The organism is Desulfogranum aggregans (genome assembly GCF_055398265.1).
The window spans coordinates 3,527,913-3,547,113 of record NZ_AP042447.1; the positions used below are offsets into that span (position 1 = coordinate 3,527,913).

Annotated in this window: 13 protein-coding genes; 6 read left to right on the forward strand and 7 right to left on the reverse strand. The window is 55.3% G+C overall.

The genetic code is table 11. From position 1 onward, the window contains the following. Window position 1 precedes the first annotated feature (1 nt). Together recB and recC are read right to left on the reverse strand one after the other, a co-directional pair. Entirely contained in the window at window positions 2-3,523 is a 3,522-nt protein-coding gene (recB, locus tag ACZ52Z_RS15585; RefSeq protein WP_464267696.1) for an exodeoxyribonuclease V subunit beta, read from the reverse strand. Beyond that, window positions 3,507-6,803 carry an exodeoxyribonuclease V subunit gamma gene (gene recC, locus ACZ52Z_RS15590; protein WP_464267697.1) on the reverse strand — a complete coding sequence of 1,099 codons (3,297 nt, stop codon included), beginning with the start codon at window positions 6,801-6,803 and terminating at the stop codon, window positions 3,507-3,509. The genes recB and recC overlap by 17 nt, the downstream gene beginning before the upstream one ends. Window positions 6,804-6,865: 62 nt before the next feature. Between recC and ACZ52Z_RS15595 the strand changes: the two genes are divergently transcribed. Next, window positions 6,866-9,727 carry a PAS domain S-box protein gene (locus ACZ52Z_RS15595; protein WP_464267698.1) on the forward strand — a complete coding sequence of 954 codons (2,862 nt, stop codon included), beginning with the start codon at window positions 6,866-6,868 and terminating at the stop codon, window positions 9,725-9,727. A 136-nt stretch (window positions 9,728-9,863) separates the two neighbouring features. Here ACZ52Z_RS15595 and ACZ52Z_RS15600 read toward each other — a convergent pair whose 3' ends face one another. The 3 genes from ACZ52Z_RS15600 to ACZ52Z_RS15610 are packed head-to-tail and all read right to left on the reverse strand — an operon-like array spanning window position 9,864 to window position 12,173. Beyond that, a complete protein-coding gene (locus tag ACZ52Z_RS15600) occupies window positions 9,864-11,201 on the reverse strand; it encodes a M48 family metalloprotease (RefSeq protein WP_464267699.1) in 1,338 nt (445 codons plus the stop codon). A 40-nt stretch (window positions 11,202-11,241) separates the two neighbouring features. Then, window positions 11,242-11,694 carry a putative molybdenum carrier protein gene (locus ACZ52Z_RS15605; protein ID WP_464267700.1) on the reverse strand — a complete coding sequence of 151 codons (453 nt, stop codon included), beginning with the start codon at window positions 11,692-11,694 and terminating at the stop codon, window positions 11,242-11,244. Next, entirely contained in the window at window positions 11,691-12,173 is a 483-nt protein-coding gene (locus ACZ52Z_RS15610) for a rubredoxin-like domain-containing protein (RefSeq protein ID WP_464267701.1), read from the reverse strand. The genes ACZ52Z_RS15605 and ACZ52Z_RS15610 overlap by 4 nt, the downstream gene beginning before the upstream one ends. Window positions 12,174-12,463: 290 nt before the next feature. Here ACZ52Z_RS15610 and amrS point away from each other — a divergent pair, with 290 nt between their 5' ends. From amrS to ACZ52Z_RS15625, 3 genes are all read left to right on the forward strand, one after another. Then, a complete protein-coding gene (gene amrS / locus ACZ52Z_RS15615) occupies window positions 12,464-13,474 on the forward strand; it encodes an AmmeMemoRadiSam system radical SAM enzyme (protein WP_464267702.1) in 1,011 nt (336 codons plus the stop codon). A gap of 136 nt (window positions 13,475-13,610) precedes the next feature. Then, window positions 13,611-14,177: a YcbK family protein gene (locus ACZ52Z_RS15620; RefSeq protein ID WP_464267703.1), complete on the forward strand. Its 567-nt coding sequence runs from the start codon at window positions 13,611-13,613 to the stop codon at window positions 14,175-14,177. A gap of 508 nt (window positions 14,178-14,685) precedes the next feature. After that, complete coding sequence (locus ACZ52Z_RS15625; protein ID WP_464267704.1) at window positions 14,686-17,553, forward strand: AMP-binding protein; 2,868 nt, start codon at window positions 14,686-14,688, stop codon at window positions 17,551-17,553. 14 nt (window positions 17,554-17,567) lie between these two features. Here ACZ52Z_RS15625 and ACZ52Z_RS15630 read toward each other — a convergent pair whose 3' ends face one another. Further along, window positions 17,568-17,771, reverse strand: a complete 204-nt coding sequence (locus ACZ52Z_RS15630; RefSeq protein WP_464267705.1) for a hypothetical protein — start codon at window positions 17,769-17,771, stop codon at window positions 17,568-17,570. 21 nt (window positions 17,772-17,792) lie between these two features. Further along, window positions 17,793-18,215 carry an OsmC family protein gene (locus ACZ52Z_RS15635; RefSeq protein ID WP_464267706.1) on the reverse strand — a complete coding sequence of 141 codons (423 nt, stop codon included), beginning with the start codon at window positions 18,213-18,215 and terminating at the stop codon, window positions 17,793-17,795. 212 nt (window positions 18,216-18,427) lie between these two features. On the opposite strand from ACZ52Z_RS15635, the gene ACZ52Z_RS15640 reads away from it, so the two are divergent. Next, window positions 18,428-18,934 (forward strand): RrF2 family transcriptional regulator, encoded by a 507-nt coding sequence (locus ACZ52Z_RS15640; protein ID WP_464267707.1) that lies wholly within the window; start codon window positions 18,428-18,430, stop codon window positions 18,932-18,934. A gap of 2 nt (window positions 18,935-18,936) precedes the next feature. Beyond that, window positions 18,937-19,194, forward strand: a complete 258-nt coding sequence (locus ACZ52Z_RS15645) for a DUF4492 domain-containing protein (RefSeq protein ID WP_464267708.1) — start codon at window positions 18,937-18,939, stop codon at window positions 19,192-19,194. Window positions 19,195-19,201: the final 7 nt, after the last annotated feature.

A 19,201-nucleotide genomic window follows, 5' to 3' on the forward strand; every position in this document is an offset into this window, starting at 1 on the left:
TTCAACCCCCCGCACCCCTGCAGCAGCTGTCGAGCTCGTGAATCATGGCTGCTTTTGGTCTGGTATAATAGATACCGTTTCCCGGCGGATAGTCAGGGTGCATACCCCGAAGAAACAGGTAATAGATTCCTCCAAAGTTGCGTTCGTAGGTGTATCCCTTCATCCGGGAGGCGAGGAATCGGTGTAGCGCCAGAGCATAGATCAGGTACTGCAGGTCGTAGCGGTGCTCGGCCATGGCCGGACCCAGAGCATCTCTCTCATAAAAGGAGGGATCAGGGCCTAGGTAATTGGATTTGTAGTCAACAATGAAATAGCGTTCACAATCGACAAAGACCAGGTCGATAAATCCTTTCATCATGCCTCTGGGAATGGACGTTCTGCCGGAAAGTGCCGGTATGCCCGCCTTACCCAGGACGGTATTGAAGTGCTGCAGGTCTATATCCTCCAGCGGGAACAGAAAGGACAGTTCGTTGATTCGTTTCCGGGAGGATACCTGGTTTAGAGCGCATGCGCCGGGCAGCTCCACGGCAAGCACTTTTTCCAGCCACCGGGTGACGCCGGCCTGCCATTGGGTTGCTATCCCGGCAACAGTGAGTTCACTTGCGATGGTTTCCGCCCAGCTCTCAGGAGGAGAGGTGAAATCGATGTCTTCCAGAATGGTGTGCAGACAGGTACCTGCCGATGGCCCTCGAGGAAAGGTAAACGGGTTGGGGAGCGGCTGGGGCATGGGGGAGTGATCCGACTCCGCCGGAAAAGGGGGGGCGGCGGTAGCGGGTCCTGATTCCTCGGCCGTGAGCTGGGTATAACTGGTCATGAGCCGGCCGGGACGAACGGTGCCGTGAAACTGACGGAGAGTGACCGGAGGCGGTTGAGGATCGGTTAGCGGCTTCTGGGCGGGAGAGGAGAAGGACGAAGGGTGAATGGCAATGCGTCGTTCTTCGGCATTCACCCTCTCCAGCTGGGAGATGATCTGCTCTTCATCGGGGAGGGCCGTGGTTGTCTGCGGGTGAAGCAGTGACCCCAGGCTGGACTGTTCCATGGTCGCGAGCGCCCCCCAGCAGAAAAAACAGCAGCATCTTGCCCTGGTCAAGGCGACGTAGAGCAGCCGCATGTCCTCTGCCCGTTGTTCCTGTTCGGCCAGGAGCAGGTTTTCCTCGTTTCCGCTGCCCAGGTCAACGACCGCATCAAAATTGGTGCGATCATGAAAAACTAGCGGCCCGTTGCCGTGGAATTTTTTCCCGACCCAGATGTAGGGCAGAAATACAACCGGGTATTCCAACCCTTTGGCCTTGTGGATGGTGACGATTTGCACCAGATTGTCGTCGTCTTCCAGACGCAGCTGTTGGCTTTCCACCTCCTGTCCAGGTTTGTCCAGCTGAGATGAAAACCAGCGCAGGAGGCTGGTGTTTCCATGGCGAGCTGTCGGCGCCTGCTGGAGGAGCTCCATCAGATGGATGTAATTGGTCAACTTGCGCGCTCCCCCGTGCTGACTGGAGAGCCGTTGCACCATACCCTCCCTGGCGATAATGTGCTGCAGCATGGGCATGACCCCCTGCTCCTTCCAGAGGTGGAGGCAGGTATGAAGCCGGTTGAGGTATTCGTCCCACTGCTTTGGCCGATCCTGCAGCGTCGCCAGCTCTTGGGCCTGGAGGCCGAACCAATCGGTGGCAAGGGCGGAGCGGAGGCCAGCGGTATCGGTAAGGTTGCTGAGTGCGGAAAGCAGAATAAAGAGTTGGCGAGCCTCGGCAGTGGAAAAGATCGAGCGTCGACCGTAGTAGACGCTGGCAATGCCCTGGTGACGCAATGCCTGCTGCACCCGTTCCGCCTCGTCATGGGTGCGGACCAGCACAGCGATATCACCGGCTGCCAGAGGGCGGTCCTCCAGGTGCGCTTTTCCGGATCGGGCGGTTTCCAGCAGGTGACGTATCTGCTCCGCGGTAAAGACTGCCGCCGCCTGCATGCCTGTTTCCTTGGTGATGCTTGACCGGTTTTTACCGGTTGCGTGGTCGCGACAGGCAAGCAGCAGCGCGGTGAGGGGCGGGACAGGCGCACCGTGGATAACCAGTGGCTGGTCCGGTGCATCCGGTGCAGGTTCCACCGGATGGAACGAGATATCTGGCTCGAACAGAAAGCTGTTGGAGTGATTGAACAGGTGGTTGAGCGTACGGATAATGGACGCACACGAGCGATAGTTGACCGTCATGGTATAGCGGCCCCCTGGCGGAGTCCGACGGCGGGCATGAATATAGGTGAAAATGTCGGCGCCTCGAAACGAGTATATGGCCTGTTTGGGGTCGCCGATCATGCACAGGAGAGTTTGGTCGGCCTCCTGATAAATGTTCTGGAAAATGCCATATTGCAGCGGGTCGGTATCCTGGAATTCGTCCACCAGGGCTGCCGGATAGGTGCGGGCGATCTGGCTGGCGAGCTGCCTGCTGTGCGGGGCCGAGGTCAGGGCCTGGAGCAGGCGACTGAGCAGGTCGTCAAAAAAAAGCAGGGACTGCAGGGTTTTTCGTTGCTCGAGTTCGGCGACCATGAAGGAGCGGGCTTCCTGCAGGAGTGTGAGCCGGAGGTGATGGATATATTGCTCATGGAGAGAAAAAAATTGCTCAAAAAGGTCAAAAAAGGGGTGCTCGGGCGGAGAGCACTTCTTTTTGCACCGGTTGCGTATCTCCTGCTGCTGAAACAGGGCAACTTCGGGGCGCAGGAGATAAGGCGGATGGGGGTCGTGGACGACCTGTTCCATGGCAGCTGCCATTGCTGCTAACCGATCATGCCTATAATTGGCTGCACTTCGACTCAGGCAGGCATCATGTTCAAGGAGTTCGATCACGCTCCTGCCCTGCTCCAGCCAGAGGCGGCGCACTTCCTGGTAGAGGCGCGAATGCTCATCCGCCAGGGGCTCCAGCATTTCGGTGCTATATTCGGGAATGATACGTGCGTTGCTGAGGGCGAGCAGGGGCGTCAGGGCACGCAGCATTTCCTCAGGGGTGTTCCAGGTGGCAGTAATCCAGGTCGCCATCTCCCTGGGAAGAGCATAGAATCGTTTTCTCCAGAAGTCTTCCATGATTTGCCGCCGGATTGGTTCCTCATTCTCGAGAAATTCGGGCGTAAAGGGGGTGCCTGTTTCAAAGGCGTTATCCTGGAGAACTCGTTGACAGAAGCCGTGTATGGTGAAGATGGTGGCTTCGTCCATCCTGACCAGTGCTGCCCGGACTCGATGATGGGCAGTGGCCGGATCCACTTTTTGTACAAGCGAGCATAGGGTCGGATCGTCAATGTGCTGAGGATCACGAAGAGCGGTGAGCGCGTGCCTGAGGCGTTCGCGGATGCGGGTGCGTAATTCATCGGTGGCAGCACGGGTAAAGGTCACCACCAGGATTGCGTCCACCGGTAGCCCCAGTTCAACAATCAGGCGCAGATAGAGAAGGGTAAGCGTGTAGGTTTTACCGGTGCCTGCACTGGCCTCGATCAGGCGGATGCCGGAAAGAGGAAGGGACGTGGGGTCAAGAGGCTGCATCATAGAGCGTAGTGTGTTCCAGCAGTGGGTGGAAGAGGGTGCACAGGTCGAGAAACTCCTGATCAAGCGGTGCTGTGGAATGAGGTGCAAAGACCCATGTATAGGCGGGATCGGCCTGCTCGCCGGGAAAATGATAGTTATCCAGCCATTTTTTGCGTGCAGCCTGTAGTTCTTTTCCCGGCTTGGCCTGAGCTGCGGCAAAACTTGATTCAGGGAAAAAGTGGATTGGTCGGGAGAGCCCTTCTGCATACAGAGCCACCAGCGGCTCGAGCAGTCGGGCCGGTTCGTTCACCGGGTGGAGGACATGCGCGCCGTCGCTGCTGAAATGCACGGTTCGCGGAGCGATGGTGTCCGGGGCGAGCAGATTGAGGAAAAGATGATTGATCCATAATTCCATGAGGGTGCTGCCCTTGAGGCGGGCGCTGTGCCAGGTGATCCGTCCATCCGCATACAGGTCATGAATCCATCCTGCAACGGTCGATCCATCTATGACGGTTTCCACCTCCAGGGAAGGGCGGGGAACGGTGATTTCCCGGCGAAGTTGTTCAGCCATTTCCTGACTGCTCGGTATGAGCTCCTCGAGCGCGGCCAGACCGAAACCTGCCGGGGGCAGGTTGCCGATCTTGTCAAGCCGGCGGGCGACCACGGCTGCCGGCTGATCGTCAAGCAGGCCGCGGGTGATTTCCTGCCGCAATTGAAATCGGGAGAGGCCATCCAGGGCAAAGGGCTCTGATTCTTCAAGGCTGGTGGTATAAAAACCGGTGCGCATGCCCAGTCGCTGTTCGAGAAAAGAGCGCACCGGGTGACGCCAGAAACGGGCAAAGTCGCTGAGCTCAATGCTGGCCGGGCTCACGATGCTTGTTTGTTGTGCGGGGAAAGTAAAGAACGGTGCAGCCGGCTGAGAGGCCTCGATAGGCAGCCACTCAGCGCTGTAGCTTGACGTCATCCTGTCGTTGGAGAATGATCGACGGCTGAAAGGCTGCAGGGGGTGGATGGTGGTCAACTGGTCGCAGAGCGTTGGCCGTTGTTCAGGACCATAACGGTCAAGATGATCCATGAGCTCGCTGACGACTGCAGCAGGGGGGATTTCCGTATTGTCGCGTTGATCCCGGCCCGTCCAGGACAGGTAGAGAATCTCACGGGCAGAGAGAAACATTTCCAGGAAAAGGTACCGGTCATCCTTGCGGCGATCTCGATCGCCTCGGCGTGGCGCTGTAGCGGTTTTGTCAAAGGAATAAGTTTGCTGGCTGCGAGGGAATGCGGCGTCACTGATGCCGAGGACGCAGATGACCTTGAACGGTACGGCCCGCATGGGCACCATATTGCAGAAGGTGACCCTCCCGGAGAGAAAGATCCTGGTGGGAGAAGGCTGGTGCAGTCGTTCAACCAGGTACTGCACCATTACCTCTGGAGGGAGCGGTGTATCCATTGCCGCATTTTCAGCTTCCCGGGCAAAGGCTGCCAGTGCTTCCCTGACCAGTGCGTGACCGTGGGGGTCGGTTTCCTGGTCAAAAAAACTGCTGAGCATGTCATTTAGCACTGTTGCCCACCCGGCTGGCGAGTGGGGGTGCTGCATGCGTGGAAGCCAAAGGTGCAGCAGGCGGAGAAAGGCGCTGCCGCCACCCAGTAGGTCGGCATCCCTTTCTGTGACATGCGGAGAGGGGTAGACTTCGCGGAATGGAGTTGTTTCATCGCCCATGCAATAGCCGAGCAGCAGTTGGTCCAGGCCTGACTGCCAGGTATGCTCAGAAAAACCGACGCCTGAGAATTCTTGCTGGTGCCGGGCATCGAGGCCCCAGCGAATATGGGTTTCTTCTATCCACTGGAGCAGCCGTGGGAGGTCTGCTTGGTGCAGGTCAAACCGCTTTCGCAGTGACTCTGATTCCAGCAGGGCCATAACCTCCGGTGCAGAACACCTCCCCCTGAGGAGTGCGAGAAGATCGAGAAACGTTGGAACTGTTTCCGCTTCAGCGCTCAGCGGGCTGTCGGCGATATAATAGGGGATTTTTCGTTCAGCAGGGACGCTGTCAAATACGCCGCGAATAGCCTCGGCGTACAGTTCAATATCGGGTGCGGTAACAAGGATATCGCCGGCAGTGAGTGCTGTGTTGTCCTGGAACATATCCAGTAGCCGGTTATGCAGCACCTGTACCTCTCGGAGGGGAGAATGGCAAACATGCAACTGGAGTGAGCGCTCATTGCTCCCATCGATCCGGTCGGGCGGCGGCCCGTCGTTCAGCGACAGCAGCTGGTGCTGTAGCCAGCTCAGCAAGGTGCCTGTCGAGTCCTGGTCGTACTCCTCAAAGGTGTGGGTATCGTATTCCAGCAGTTGCTGCAGGAAATCCCGGCCAACGGCTCCCCATGAGGAAAGAAGCGGGTGTCCGGATTCCATGTACTGCTCGGCATCAGGATCAGCAGCCTTGCGAAGGCGTGCGCTGCTATGCTTTGCTTGCTCTTTTTCTGATTGAAGATCTCCCCAGTATTCCTGACAGGGGCTGAGGTGAAAAAAATGAATCACCATGAAGCGGCTGAGTTGAACCAGCAATTCAAGGTAGATCGGCGGCAGGGAGTTTATGCCAAAGAAACAGCAGCGTTCGGGCAGGGAAAGGGGAGTCGCGGAAGAGGATCGGGGTACCGTGAGAAAGCGGGTATAGAGTTCTGCCCGGTGGGAGAGCCCCTGACTGATCTGCCGCCACAGGAGCGCCTGCCAGGTAGTGTCCTCGCCCTGATCCCATCGGGTGATGATGTCGGTACGGTAAACCAGGTACTTGTCAAACACATTACTGAGAGCGGCAGCAAGCTGATATCTCTTCAGCGGCTCACCGGTACCATGGAGATAGCTTCTGACCGGGGCGAATGCCGGCTCGGACATCAATTGCGGCAGTGCGTCGTAAATGCGCCAGCAAAGTGCCTGTCGCTCTGTGGTTTCCAGGTCTGCGCTTGAACCGGTCAGGGTGGAGAGTGCGTCTCCCAGGAAACGGCCGGGAAGAGGAAAGTCAAGCTGTGCGGCGATACCTGCCTTTTCCGCCAACTGGAGGGCAACCCATTGCGCCATCCCCTGGTGCGGGACGACAATGATTTCCGGCTGCATGGGGGGAGGTGGGGCATCTGCCAGGACAATGCGCAGTTGCCGGGCAAGGATTTCCAGCTTGTTTGATTGATGCAGTAACACACAACACCCCTTACCGGTGCAGCCATGGCCGCGTACATGGTGACATCCGGCCTGTTTGGGAATCAGATTGGTCGATTGCAGGATAATAGGACGAATAAATTTTGGAAACAAATATTGCTTTGCTATAATTTGTTTAACTGACGAATGTCTGTCTAAACCTTAACGCCAATGCGATGCGCCGATTTCCCTACCCATATGTCCTGCTCTCTCTGGCAGTGACCCTCACTCTGGCTGGATTATTTTATTTGCCTTACCTTTCGGTCAGAAACAAAACCATCAATGCCTTTCATCAGCAGCAGACCCTGCAGCTCGAACGGGCTGTAGAGGGCATACAGGGATTTTTTTTCACCTACAGGCGTGCACTAACCTATCTCGCCGACCAGTCTTCGATCGTTTCTCTCGATGCAGGCGGTCGTTTGCTCCTTAATGACTTTTTTGCCATCCACAAAACCCAGCTGGTGGCAGTCTTGCGCAGTGACCAGGCGGGGAAGGTTGTCTTCTCCGTATCAGACCCGGAGCGATGGGGCGGCCGTTCGCTGCCCGATAATCCCCCTGCCGGCGCACTGCTGAAACAGACCCTCACGGTCAGTGAACCGATGGCAATCGGAGACGAAAAATGTTGTGTTGTCATGAGCCATCCTCTGTTCAAGGGACCTTCCTATCAGGGAAGCATAGCTGTGGTCATTTCCGCTAAGGATGCCGTGCAGCCCTTTATTGACCAGGTGCGCCTGGAGCGGGCAGCCTACGTCATGCTTTTCAGCCGTGGGGGGAATATTCTTCATGCCCCGCAGGCGGAACTGGTGGGGAAATCGATGAGCGCCTTGGGGCATCATGAGCTGCTGCAGGCCTACGAAAAGATCGATGGCCGCACCAATGGGTTTTTTACCTTGCAACATCATGCCGCTGACACCGCCGGCCCTGCTGCATCGCCTCAGCGTTATGGGACCCATCTGCCGATTCAGTTGCCTGGAGACAGCTCCTGGGTGATAGTGAGCGTTGCGCCCGAAAATGAGGTGTTGTCAACCATGGCCGCGTTCCGTAAGCAGTGGCTTATCGTTACCGCCATTACAGCAATGGCTGTGGGCTGTCTCAGCATGGGGTTGACCATGGTCATGGCGCGTCGTCGGGCGGAGAAAGAGCAGCGGGAAGTTCAAGAGCAACTGGTGCAATTGCTTGATTATGCTCCTATGGGCGTTTTGCTCGTAAACGAGGAAGGGGTGGTGACCTATGCCAATAAAGCCGTTTCCGCCATCTTTGATGTTGCTACCCCTCGCTCCGTGTATGAGCAGCCCATGCTTGGGTTCATTCATCCCGATGATCGCACAAAAGTTGCCCAGCGAGTGTATGAAAGCCGCCAGACCCGCTCCGGTGAAACGTTTATGGCCAGGGCCGTTGCCACTGGAGGAGAATACAGGGATGCGAAGATTGCGGTTTCCTCTTTTCATCTGGGAAATGAAAAAAACTGCATAGTGATCCTTCAGGACATAACCGACGAGCGCAAGGTGGAGGAAACGCAGCGAAGGCTGGCCACCGCCGTGGAACAGGTCAGGGAAATGGTTATGGTGACCGATACCAGCTGGGTGATTGCCTACGTGAATGCGGCTTTCTGCCAGATGATCGGCTACAGCAGGCAAGAGGCCATCGGCCGTGAGTACAGTCTCATGTGCACCGGAGAGAATGAACAGCATCTCTTTGACCATATCCAGGAGGTAGTGAGCAGGGGGGAAACCTGGCAAGGGCGGATCTTTGCCAAACGGAAGAATGGAACGATCTTTATAACGGCCTCGTCTGTCTCTCCAGTGCGAAACATGGATGGCATTGTCACCCACTGGGTAACAGTCCAACGTGATATTACCAATGAGGTCGAGATCGAATCACGGTTGCGTCAGGCCCAGAAAATGGAAGCAATCGGGACGTTTGCCGGCGGTATTGCCCATGATTTTAACAATATCCTCGGGGCAATCATCGGCTTTACCGACATGGCTCTTTTGCATAGTGAGAAGGGCAGCGAGCTCTACGAGCACCTGGTGCACATCCGTCAGGGCGGCAAGCGTGCCGCTGATCTGGTCGATCAGATCCTTACCTTTAGCCGGCAATCCACCATGAAAAAAATTCCGGTGACCGTGGCACCGGTTATCAAGGAAAGCCTCCGCCTTATCAGGGCTTCCATACCGACAACCATTGCCATTGATCGGCGAATCCATGACCAGCAGAGCAAAGTCCTTGCCGCCCCGGTGCAACTGCAGCAGATCATGATGAATCTGTGCAGTAACGCCTTTTATTCCATGCGCGAGCATGGCGGCACCCTATCGATTACCTTGGAGCGCCTAGCCGGTGACGCGTGCGGCAATATAGATACCGGTGAGGACGGTGAGTGTCTCAGCCTGACTGTCCGGGATACCGGAACCGGAATGGAAGACGTGACCCTGCAGCGAATTTTCAATCCTTTTTTTACCACCAAGGAGCCTGGGGAGGGGACCGGAATGGGACTCAGTGTTGTTCTTGGAATTGTCCAGGACCTGGGGGGGGACGTCCAGGTGGACTCTGTTGTGGACAAAGGAACCACTTTCACCATCTATCTGCCCCTGGCGGAAAACGACGTCAAAGGCGAAATATTGAGCAGTGAAGCTCCACTGCCCAGCGGCAACGAGCATGTCCTGGTCATAGACGATGAAAAAGAAATCAGGGAAACGTTCAAAATGATGCTCAATCATTTTGGCTACAGGGTGACCACCACCAGCAATCCCAAGGAGGTATTGTCGCTGCTGCGAGATGACAGCTTTGATGTGGACCTGCTGATCACCGACCACACCATGCCCGTCATGACCGGTATTGAACTGACGCGGGAAATAAATGGCATCAGGCCTGAGTTGCCGGTTATTCTCTGTACCGGGTACTCGGATCGACTCAACCAGAAAGTGGCTATTGAAGCCGGCGCATGCGACTTGATGATGAAACCTGTGGACCTTCAGGAATTGGCCGGTTCGGTCCGTTCGGCCATTGAGGGGGCCGCGGCCAGAAGGGCCGAATCCTGAGAGCGTAGAGCCTCACCCGGATTGCTGATGCGAAATTGGTTGACCAGTGTGTCGAAGTGACGCTGCTGAGCGAAGCGCCTTTTCCGGAATGTCGTAGACAGGACGGTCGCGGACACGCCGTCCTGTCTGCCTGTGTCTATCTGATGTATCCCCAGGTTTTGAGACGATTATAGGCGTGCTGGGCCCGGTTACCCTGTTTTACCTGACGGAGGTATTGCAGGTAGTACTCGGCCGCCTTATCGCGCCTGTTCATTCCTTCCATGGCCAACCCGCGAAAAAAAGTGATTTCCGGATTACCCGGCAGCAGGCGGTCGAATTCTGTAAGCTGTTGGTACGCCACTTCGTATCGTTTATTGATGATTTCACTGACACCGAGCAGAAGATGTGCCTGGGCCTCTGTGGGATATACCAGCGTAGCTCGCCTGGCGTAGTCGGCAGCCTTTTGGGAGCGTTCAAGGGCAAACTGGGACTTTGCCATGAGCACCAGGGCGGTATAGTCGTCAGGTAATTGCTGCAATGCGCTGTGCAATTCCTGTTCAGCCGCTGTGTAGTTTTTCTTGGCAAGGGCTGTTGCCCCTTTTTGTATGGTGGAGATGGCCGTCTTCTCTCGGCGTAAAGTGGCGGTCATGTCCAAAAATCGTTCTTTGTACAGCGGAGCGCCGGCCATGCGGTTGTAGGTAGTCGCCACAAGTGTTTCGGCTGTTGCCATGCGTTCCTCACTCATAGGATGGGTGCTGAACATCACTTCCACCGCACTGGGACGACGTCGGTTATTGCTCAGAAGAATCTCCATCAGGCCTACCATGCCCATTGGATTGTATCCGGCCCTGCTCAGGTATGCCATTCCCAGTGCATCCGCCTCACGCTCGTTGTCCCTGCTGTAATGGGCAAGTAGAGCTCCTGCCCCCAGCTGACCGAAGCTCTGTACCAGGTCTGCCGCTCCGCCATACCCAGCCGCCCCGGTGGCCACTGATGCCCCGGTAAGCAGCAGAGAGGTGAGCATTCCCTTGCCGGCCTGCTCAGCCGTGTGTCGTGCACAAACGTGCCCTATTTCATGACCAAGGAGCGCTGCCAGTTCTGCCTCGTTGTCCAGCTCCACCAGTATGCCACGGGTAACCGCAATAGAGCCTCCGGGAAAGGCGTAGGCATTGATATAGGTGGCGTTGACGCAACGGAAGGAAAACGGCATGTGCGGGCGGTGCGATCCTGCGGCCAATGTTTTTCCCACCTGGGAGATATAACGGTTGAGTTCCGCATCCTGCGTCTGGCCGTAGTCGCTGGAAAACTGAAATGGCGACTGCTGTTGATCAAGGCTGATCTCTTCCGCCTCACTCATCAGCATAAACTGCTGCCTTCCGGTGACCGGATCAACGGCACATCCGGAAAAGAGGGCGGGAAAGGCAGCACCAGCCGTACCGAGTCCAAGAAAATGGAGGAGTTGTCGACGAGTGATGGGTGATGTGCAAAGCGTCATGATTGTGTACCTGGAAAAGGGAGAAAAGGCGGCCGGAATGTTACCATTTTACCTTGTGCATCAGGGAGAAAACAGCATCATAAATTCGCGGTTCTCCAGATGAGCGTGGTCCGGCAACATTGAGGGTTCCAATGGCATGTTTTTGCAGCCATCTTTGGATGGCGGCTGCGGCCTGTTCTTGACTGATAAGTTCGAAATCAATGTGGAGGCAGGGACGATCATGTTTGACAGCCAATGCTTCCGTGAGCGCCGATCCCCCTGTGAGCGGGCCAAAAGAGCAGATGAGAGTGGCGTCGCTGTCAATGACGTTCTGCTCGGTCCGCTCCCTGTATCGGGGGGAATCCAACTCCTTGAGCCTGTAGCTGGCGGGAAGTGGTCCGGTTTCCGTTTTTCTTCCCAGGGGGAGCCAGCCGCCATACTCCATACCCAGTGCAATAGCCGCGTCCAGAGCAGCTCGATCGGCTCCTGTCTGTCCGCCGGAGACGATTTTCATGGAGCTACCCGGGTGAATCGATGGGCTGCAGCAGTACAGATCGGACAGGTAACCGGAGCCTGCTGTTGCGCAATAAAGCCGCAGAATGTACAAACATACAGGGAGGTCTCTGGCTGAACCTGGCGATGGCGGGTAGCAAGGCTGCGATTAAAAAGGGCTATGCGCGCCCCGTGGTCAGCGCCGGTGGCCACGGCCTTATTGGCCTGTTGCCGGGCCTGTTGATCAATGGCTTCATAGGCCTGGAGAAATACAGGGAGTTCCTCGTTGATGACCTGACTAAGGTTGGTCTCGCTGTCGGCAATGAACCCTCTTACCTGGAGCAATATCCTCCGTGCCTGGGCGGTATGGGACAAGGCGAATCCCTTGAACAATCGCTCAAGGTCCGGGCGTTGATCTTTTGCCGCCCTTACGGCATATGCCTCCATTCTGGCGGCTTCTTTGGACAAGGTTGCATAAAGGGTGAGGAGTTGATCTTCCATGGTGACGGGTGTTGTCGGGTGTCTGTTTCCTCTGCGGTGTGGCTGACGCCGATGTTTTGCCGGACAATTCCTGTGACCGAATAGAGGAGCGTATTTACGATGTATTGGCGAGTGAAGAACAGAAAAAAAACAGATAACTCGCCAAGCACCAGGTGTGTGCTACAATAGGAGTAGAGGTTCAGAGATGACAGCTTCCGAGACTCGATGCATCATCGGTAAACTGTCCTACATTCAACGCAATATACAGGGAGGAGTGTTTACCAGTCAACCTGGAAACACGAAAGTGGATTATGCGTGAAGCAATGTTTTATACCCAGGAAAAGGAGAAGGCCGTCACCTGTTCCCTCTGTTGCCACCGTTGCACTATCAAACCGGGGCGGCGCGGCATTTGCGGGGTACGCGAAAACCGGGATGGAGTGCTCTATACGCTTGTCTATGGTCAATTGGTTGCTGAGCATATTGATCCTATCGAAAAAAAACCGCTTTTTCATTTTTTACCCGGCAGCCGCAGCTATTCGATTTCCACGGTCGGCTGTAATTTTCGCTGCCTTCATTGCCAGAACTTTGAAATTTCACAATATCCCCATCTCCATCAGCAGGCCATTGCCGGTCGCCCGACCAGTCCTGAGGAGGTGGTACGTGAGGCTGAACAACAGGGATGCGCGAGTATCAGCTATACCTATGTGGAACCAACCGTCTTTTATGAATTCAGTAGGGACTGTGCGCAGCTGGCGCATTCCAGGGGACTGAAAAATGTGTATGTGAGCAATGGGTACATGACGCCGGAGGTGGTCAGAGATATCGCTCCATTGCTCGATGGTATCAATATCGACGTCAAATCATTTACAGAGAACTTTTACAGGAAAGTCTGCAAAGCGAGCCTGCAGCCGGTCCTGGACAATGTGCACCGCTTTTATGATCTTGGAGTGTGGGTGGAGGTGACGACCCTTATCATTCCCGGCCTGAATGACAGTGAAGAAGAGCTGCAGGGCATAGCTGCATTCATCGCTGCGATCGATACCTCACTCCCCTGGCATGTGAGTGCGTTTTATCCCACCTACAAGATGACCGACCGGCCACCGACACCTCCCGAGCTGTTGCACAAGGCCTGTCGAATCGGCAAGGATGCAGGATTACACCATGTGTACCAGGGGAATATACCGGGAGAAGGGGAGAGTACTTTCTGTCCCCATTGCGGTGCACTGGTGATCGGGCGCCATGGATATACCCTTGAGCAGCAGGCTATGGCCGAAGGCAAATGTATGGCTTGCCACAGGCAAATCAGCGGAGTTTGGAGGTAAATGGCTGCAATTGCATAAGAAAATTTATTATTTGCTTGACTTTTCCCAGGACGTGCATTTTATTGGCCTCATTGTATGTATTGGCAGAGTTGTATAGTGACACGTAATTATAGATAAAATAAAAAATCCCTGGGGAATGTCAGCACAATCAACGCAGCAGACCGAAACCAGCAGACGTCAGTTCATCAAAAACAGTGCCCGGCTAGGGGTAATGCTTGCTGTTTGCAATAGCCCCATCACCGCAGCAGCCGCACGGCTTGAACCGCGTCGACTCTCTTTTTACCATACGCATACCCGGCAGGATCTCAAGGTGACCTATTTCCGTGACGGTATGTATGATCCTGCCGCCCTCTACCGAATTGACCATTTTCTTCGCGATTTTCGTACCGGTGAAGTGCATGCGATTGACCGGGAGTTGTTGGATGTGCTGTGGAATATTCAGCAGGATATGGGGCAGGACGGGACGTTTGAGGTGATATCCGGTTACCGTTCACCGCTGACCAACAAGCAGTTGCGCAAAAACAGCTCCGGCGTAGCCAAACGGAGCTTGCATATGGAGGGCCGGGCAATTGATGTTCGTTTTTCCAACGCGCCGACCCGTTACATCCAGCAGTGTGCTATTGCCATGGAATGCGGTGGCGTAGGCTATTACCCCAAGTCCAATTTTGTTCATCTCGATACCGGGCGCTTCCGCACCTGGTAACCTCTCTTCTTTCCCGCAGGAGTGCGGCAAGCCATCTTGCAGAGAGAATTCTATTTCTTTTCATAATCTTCCCGTTACAGTCGAAGACTGAGCACTGTTGGCTGTCGGTCCAGGATGTATTTAACCCCTGGACGAGATTTGGCGGGCAGGCGTAAGGGCTATGCAGAGCACGAAGTTCCCGTCTGCGCCAACCAGGCCGGAAGCGAAACTTCATCAAACGATCATTGATCGTTTCCTCTCCAGCCAACCACCGTGATAAACACTGCTATCAAGCGATCTTTTCTCCCATGATCCAGGCTCATATGGTATTGGCGGCCGGCAAAACAGGGGGCAACGTCGGGGCGGTTGACGGGGCATGCCTTGATCAAGGATTACGAGTGGGAAAGCCTCGATTTGCCGGGAGAATATGCTTATAATAAAATAAATTTATTTGATTTCCGCTGGTTGGATGTCAACGTACCTGCACGAAATCATAGCCTACTGTGTCGCTAGACCCTCAGGAGCGTCTATGGAGAACGAGGAAACACGGCAACAGGTAATTTCCGAGATCAGTAAGCTGGTGGAGGAACTGCACCCGGAACTTCATGAACAGCCCGTTGTGACCATGGACAGCCGGCTTGATAAAGAGTTGGGCCTCGACAGTATAAGCCGGATGGAACTGCTGGTGCGGCTGGAAAAAAAACTGCAGCTGCATGTCGCCGATACGGTGATGACCACTGCAGAGACACCACGGGATATCCTGCGGGCTTTGGAGAGTGCCGGTGCCAGGCGGGAAACTGTTCAAGGGCAGCAGCGGTCTTTTATGCCTGAGTCCGCACAGGAAAGAAGGGCATATGGTGCAGCCCGAACCATTAACGAGGTAATTGCTCACCACGCAGAGGCCCTCGGCGATACGGTGCACATCTGCCTGGAAGACTTCAGCGGCGAACCATCTTTTCTCAGCTTTGACGAGCTGTATGCCGGGGCCGTGGAAATGGCGGCCGGGTTGCAGCAGTATACGTTGGAACCAGGAGACACTGTCGCCCTGATGCTGCCAACAAGCATGGACTATTTTCGGAGTTTTCTGGCCATCCTGTTGGCTGGATGCGTGCCGGTTCCACTCTATCCGCCAACCCGGCCCTCACAGATTGAAGAGCATTTACGACGGCATACGCGCATCCTGGCCAATGCCCAGGCAAAAATATTGATAACCCTGCAGGAGGTCCGTCCGGTAAGTCGGCTGCTGCAGACGCAACTCACCACCCTGCACACGGTTGTGATTCCCGATGAACTCAAGGGAAGGGGGCGGTCCTTTGTCCCCATTCCCTGCCATGCCCGAGACACGGCATTTCTTCAGTATACCTCAGGGAGCACCGGTGATCCCAAAGGCGTCATTCTCAGCCACGCGAACCTGCTGGCCAATATCCGGGCCATGGGAAAGGTAACCGAGGCCGGTCCGGAGGATGTGTTTGTTTCCTGGTTGCCGCTGTATCACGATATGGGCCTTATCGGCGCCTGGCTGGGAAGCCTGTATTACGGCTGCAGGTTGGTGGTGATGTCACCGCTTGCCTTTCTTGCGCGGCCGGAACGGTGGCTATGGGCCATCCACCGGCATCGGGGAACCCTTTCCGCCTCTCCCAATTTCGGCTATGAGCTTTGTTGCCGCCGTGTCGAGGAGTCAGCGGTGAAGGGGCTTGATCTTCGTTCGTGGCGACTGGCCTTTAACGGTGCCGAACCGATAAGCAGCCATACCATGTTTTCTTTCATTGAGCGATATACTCCCTACGGTTTCCGCCGGGAGGCGTATGCCCCGGTCTATGGCCTTGCGGAGTCGTCTGTGGGGCTGGCCTTTCCCCCGATCAACAGAGGACCGGTGGTTGACTACATTGACAGAGACCTTTTCCTGCGTGCAGGCGAGGCCTCCCCGGTTGAGCAGCAGGAGGGGGCGCTGGAGTTTGTTGCCTGTGGCCGCCCCTTGCCCGGACACCAGATTCGCATTGTCGACACCGATGGACGGGAATTGCCGGAACGGCATCAGGGACGTCTCCACTTTAAGGGTCCGTCAACCACCAGCGGATATCTGCGCAGCCCGGAACAGACGCGGCGTCTCTTTGTCGACGGTTGGCTTGACTCCGGTGATTTGGCCTATGTTGCCGATGGTGATGTGTATATCACCAGCAGGGTCAAGGATATCATCATTCGAGGCGGAAGGAATGTCTATCCCCATGAATATGAAGAAGCTGTCGGTGATGTCGATGGCATTCGCAAGGGATGCGTAGCGGTCTTTGGCAGCCATGATCAAAGAGACGGCACGGAGAGGGTGGTGGTCGTGGCAGAATCCCGGGTAACGGAGGAGAAGCGTAAGCAAGCTCTGAGTGAACGCATCACTGCCATAGGCGTGGATCTGCTGAGTATGCCGCCGGATGATATCGTGATCGCACCTCCGGGGACGGTGCTCAAGACCTCCAGCGGCAAGGTGCGTCGTTCTGCGACCCGCGAGATCTATGAAAAAGGATTGATCGGCAGGCAGGCGCGGGCAGTGTGGCTCCAGTTAGTGCGCATGTGGTTTCGAGGGACGCCGGCGTTTGCCAGGCGTTTTTTACAGCGGGTTGGAAACCACAGCTATGCCGTGTATTGCTGGGTAGCGGGAGTCCTTACCGCTTTGATCGTCGGCGGGCTGATGCGCGTGGTCCCGGGGAAAAACGCCTGCTGGCGCATTGCCCATCATGGTGCTCGTATGCTGGCGCTGGCGACCGGGACCCGAATTCTCGTGGAGGGACAAGAATACATTGACGAGAGTGAACATATTGTCTGTGTCGCCAATCATATGAGCTATCTGGATGCCCTGGTCCTGACGGCAGTCATGCCGTTTCCATGCAGCTATGTTGCTAAGGCTGAACTGGCCAACAGGTGGATGCGCGGTCCTCTTGAGCGGCTGGAAACGATTTTTGTCGAACGGTTTGACGCCGAGCAGGGAAAAGAAGACAGTCGACGTATAACCCGATTGGTTGCCGGGGGAAAACGGGTTCTGTTTTTTGCCGAGGGAACCTTGCAGCGAATGCCAGGGCTACTGCCTTTTCAGATGGGAGCCTTTACCGCAGCGGTGGAGAATGGCGTCGGCATTGTACCGATAACGATCAAGGGAACCCGCAGCAAGTTGCGGGCCGAGTCCTGGTTTCCCCGTAGGGGCCCTGTTCGGGTTATTTTTTCGAAAAAAATAATGCCGGAAGGAACAGAATGGCAGGCCGCACTCGGCCTGCGTACCCGCGTACGTGAAACCATCCTGAGGCAGGTGGGGGAACCGGACCTTGCCGGTGAGTACAGTTCTTTGGGCCAGCTGGGGCTGGGGCCGAACCCGGCCAAGGAAAAAAGCGGTGCCACGTCCGCTGACCAATAACGCCCTGGTTTCTCTTACTCCACATCTGAGCCGGGCGGATAGCCGAGATCCGCCAGGCTCACCTTGCCCCGCTTGCCCTGAAGAGCCTGTTCCATGAGATCAAGGCACAGTTCCAATGCAGGTCCGGAATGAAACAGGATCGGGGGCAGTTCGCCGAAACGTTGGCTGTATTCGCGAACAACCCGTGAATAACGATCTTCTGCCTGTGTGTCTGTCATAGTGCCTCTCGTCTGTTATTGTTATGCCTCGACTATGCGCATCTCGTAGGTAATGTCCATGGCTCGCTTATACATCGCGCTGACCCCGCAGTATTTATCCTGTGAGAGGTCGATGGCCCGTTGCAGCTTTTTGGGTTCCAGGTCTCTGCCGGTAAAGGTATAGCACAGGTGCATGGAGGTATAGACCTTTGGATGCTCGTCACGCATAGTGCTTTCGATATCAATACGCAGATCATGGATCTCGATCTTCATTTTTTTAAGAATGGTAAGCACATCAATACCAGTACAGCCTCCAAGGGCCATGATCATCAGCGATTTAGGATTGGGAGCGCTGTTCTGTCCGCCGAATTCTTCGCGGGCGTCAACGGTAACCCGGTGGCCGTTGATGGTGGTGGAAAAGGCCATGTTGCCTTCCCATTGCACCTGCATGGTATCATTTTTCACAGGCAATGCTCCTTGGATGAGATCAGTGGGAAACAAGAACATTTTCTCACCTTAATCATTGCACTTGTACATTGCACCGGCTGGTGACAATTACTTTGCCGGAAATCATTTATTGCCAGGTGACACACTGTGTCGTTTTTTTAGCATTGACAGGCCAGGGTGAATAGCATATATCAGACCTTATTTATCTTAAATGTCTTATTGGTTGTGATATGCGATTGACAAGAGCTGCAGAATATGCAATCAGGTGTATGGTTTACCTGGCCAAGAAGGGAAAGGGTGTGCTGACCAGCCGTCAGGAGATCGCTGAGCGGGCGGAGATACCCAGCCATTTTCTGGCAAAGATTGCCCAGGACCTTGCAAAAGCCGGCCTGATTGATATTCGGCAGGGGGCCAAAGGTGGATTTGTGCTGCTGAAAGAACCGAGCAAGGTTTCGCTGCTGGAGGTTGTCGAGGTCATGATTGGAGAAATTTACCTCAACGATTGTATCGCCAGGCCAGCAGAGTGCAGCATCAGTTACAGCTGTGCAGTCCATCGGGTATGGATGCGGGCGAGGGACCAGCTGCGTGCAACCCTCAGGGAGGTAAGCCTGGAGCAGCTCGTCAGGGAAGAATCGTGTATTGCCCCTGTTCGACGCCCAGATTCAATGGCCGGTGAAGAACCGGCGGCCAAAGCAATGCCTTTGGTGGAAACGGAACAGCAAACAGCAGGAGAATGATCATGGAACAGGTAGGAAGCTCTCCGTTTTCTCTAGCGGTGCGGATTTATCGGTTCTACCGGGACGGTTTTCGCGCGATGACAGTGGGAAAAACTTTGTGGAAGATAATCTTCATCAAGCTCTTCATCATGTTCGGGGTGTTGAAGCTTTTCTTTTTTCCTGATTTTCTGGCAACCAATTTTTCTACGGACAAGGAAAGGGCGGACCATGTACTCAACGAAATTACCCGGTCAGCCCAATTTACCAACACATTGAAGTAAAGGAGAG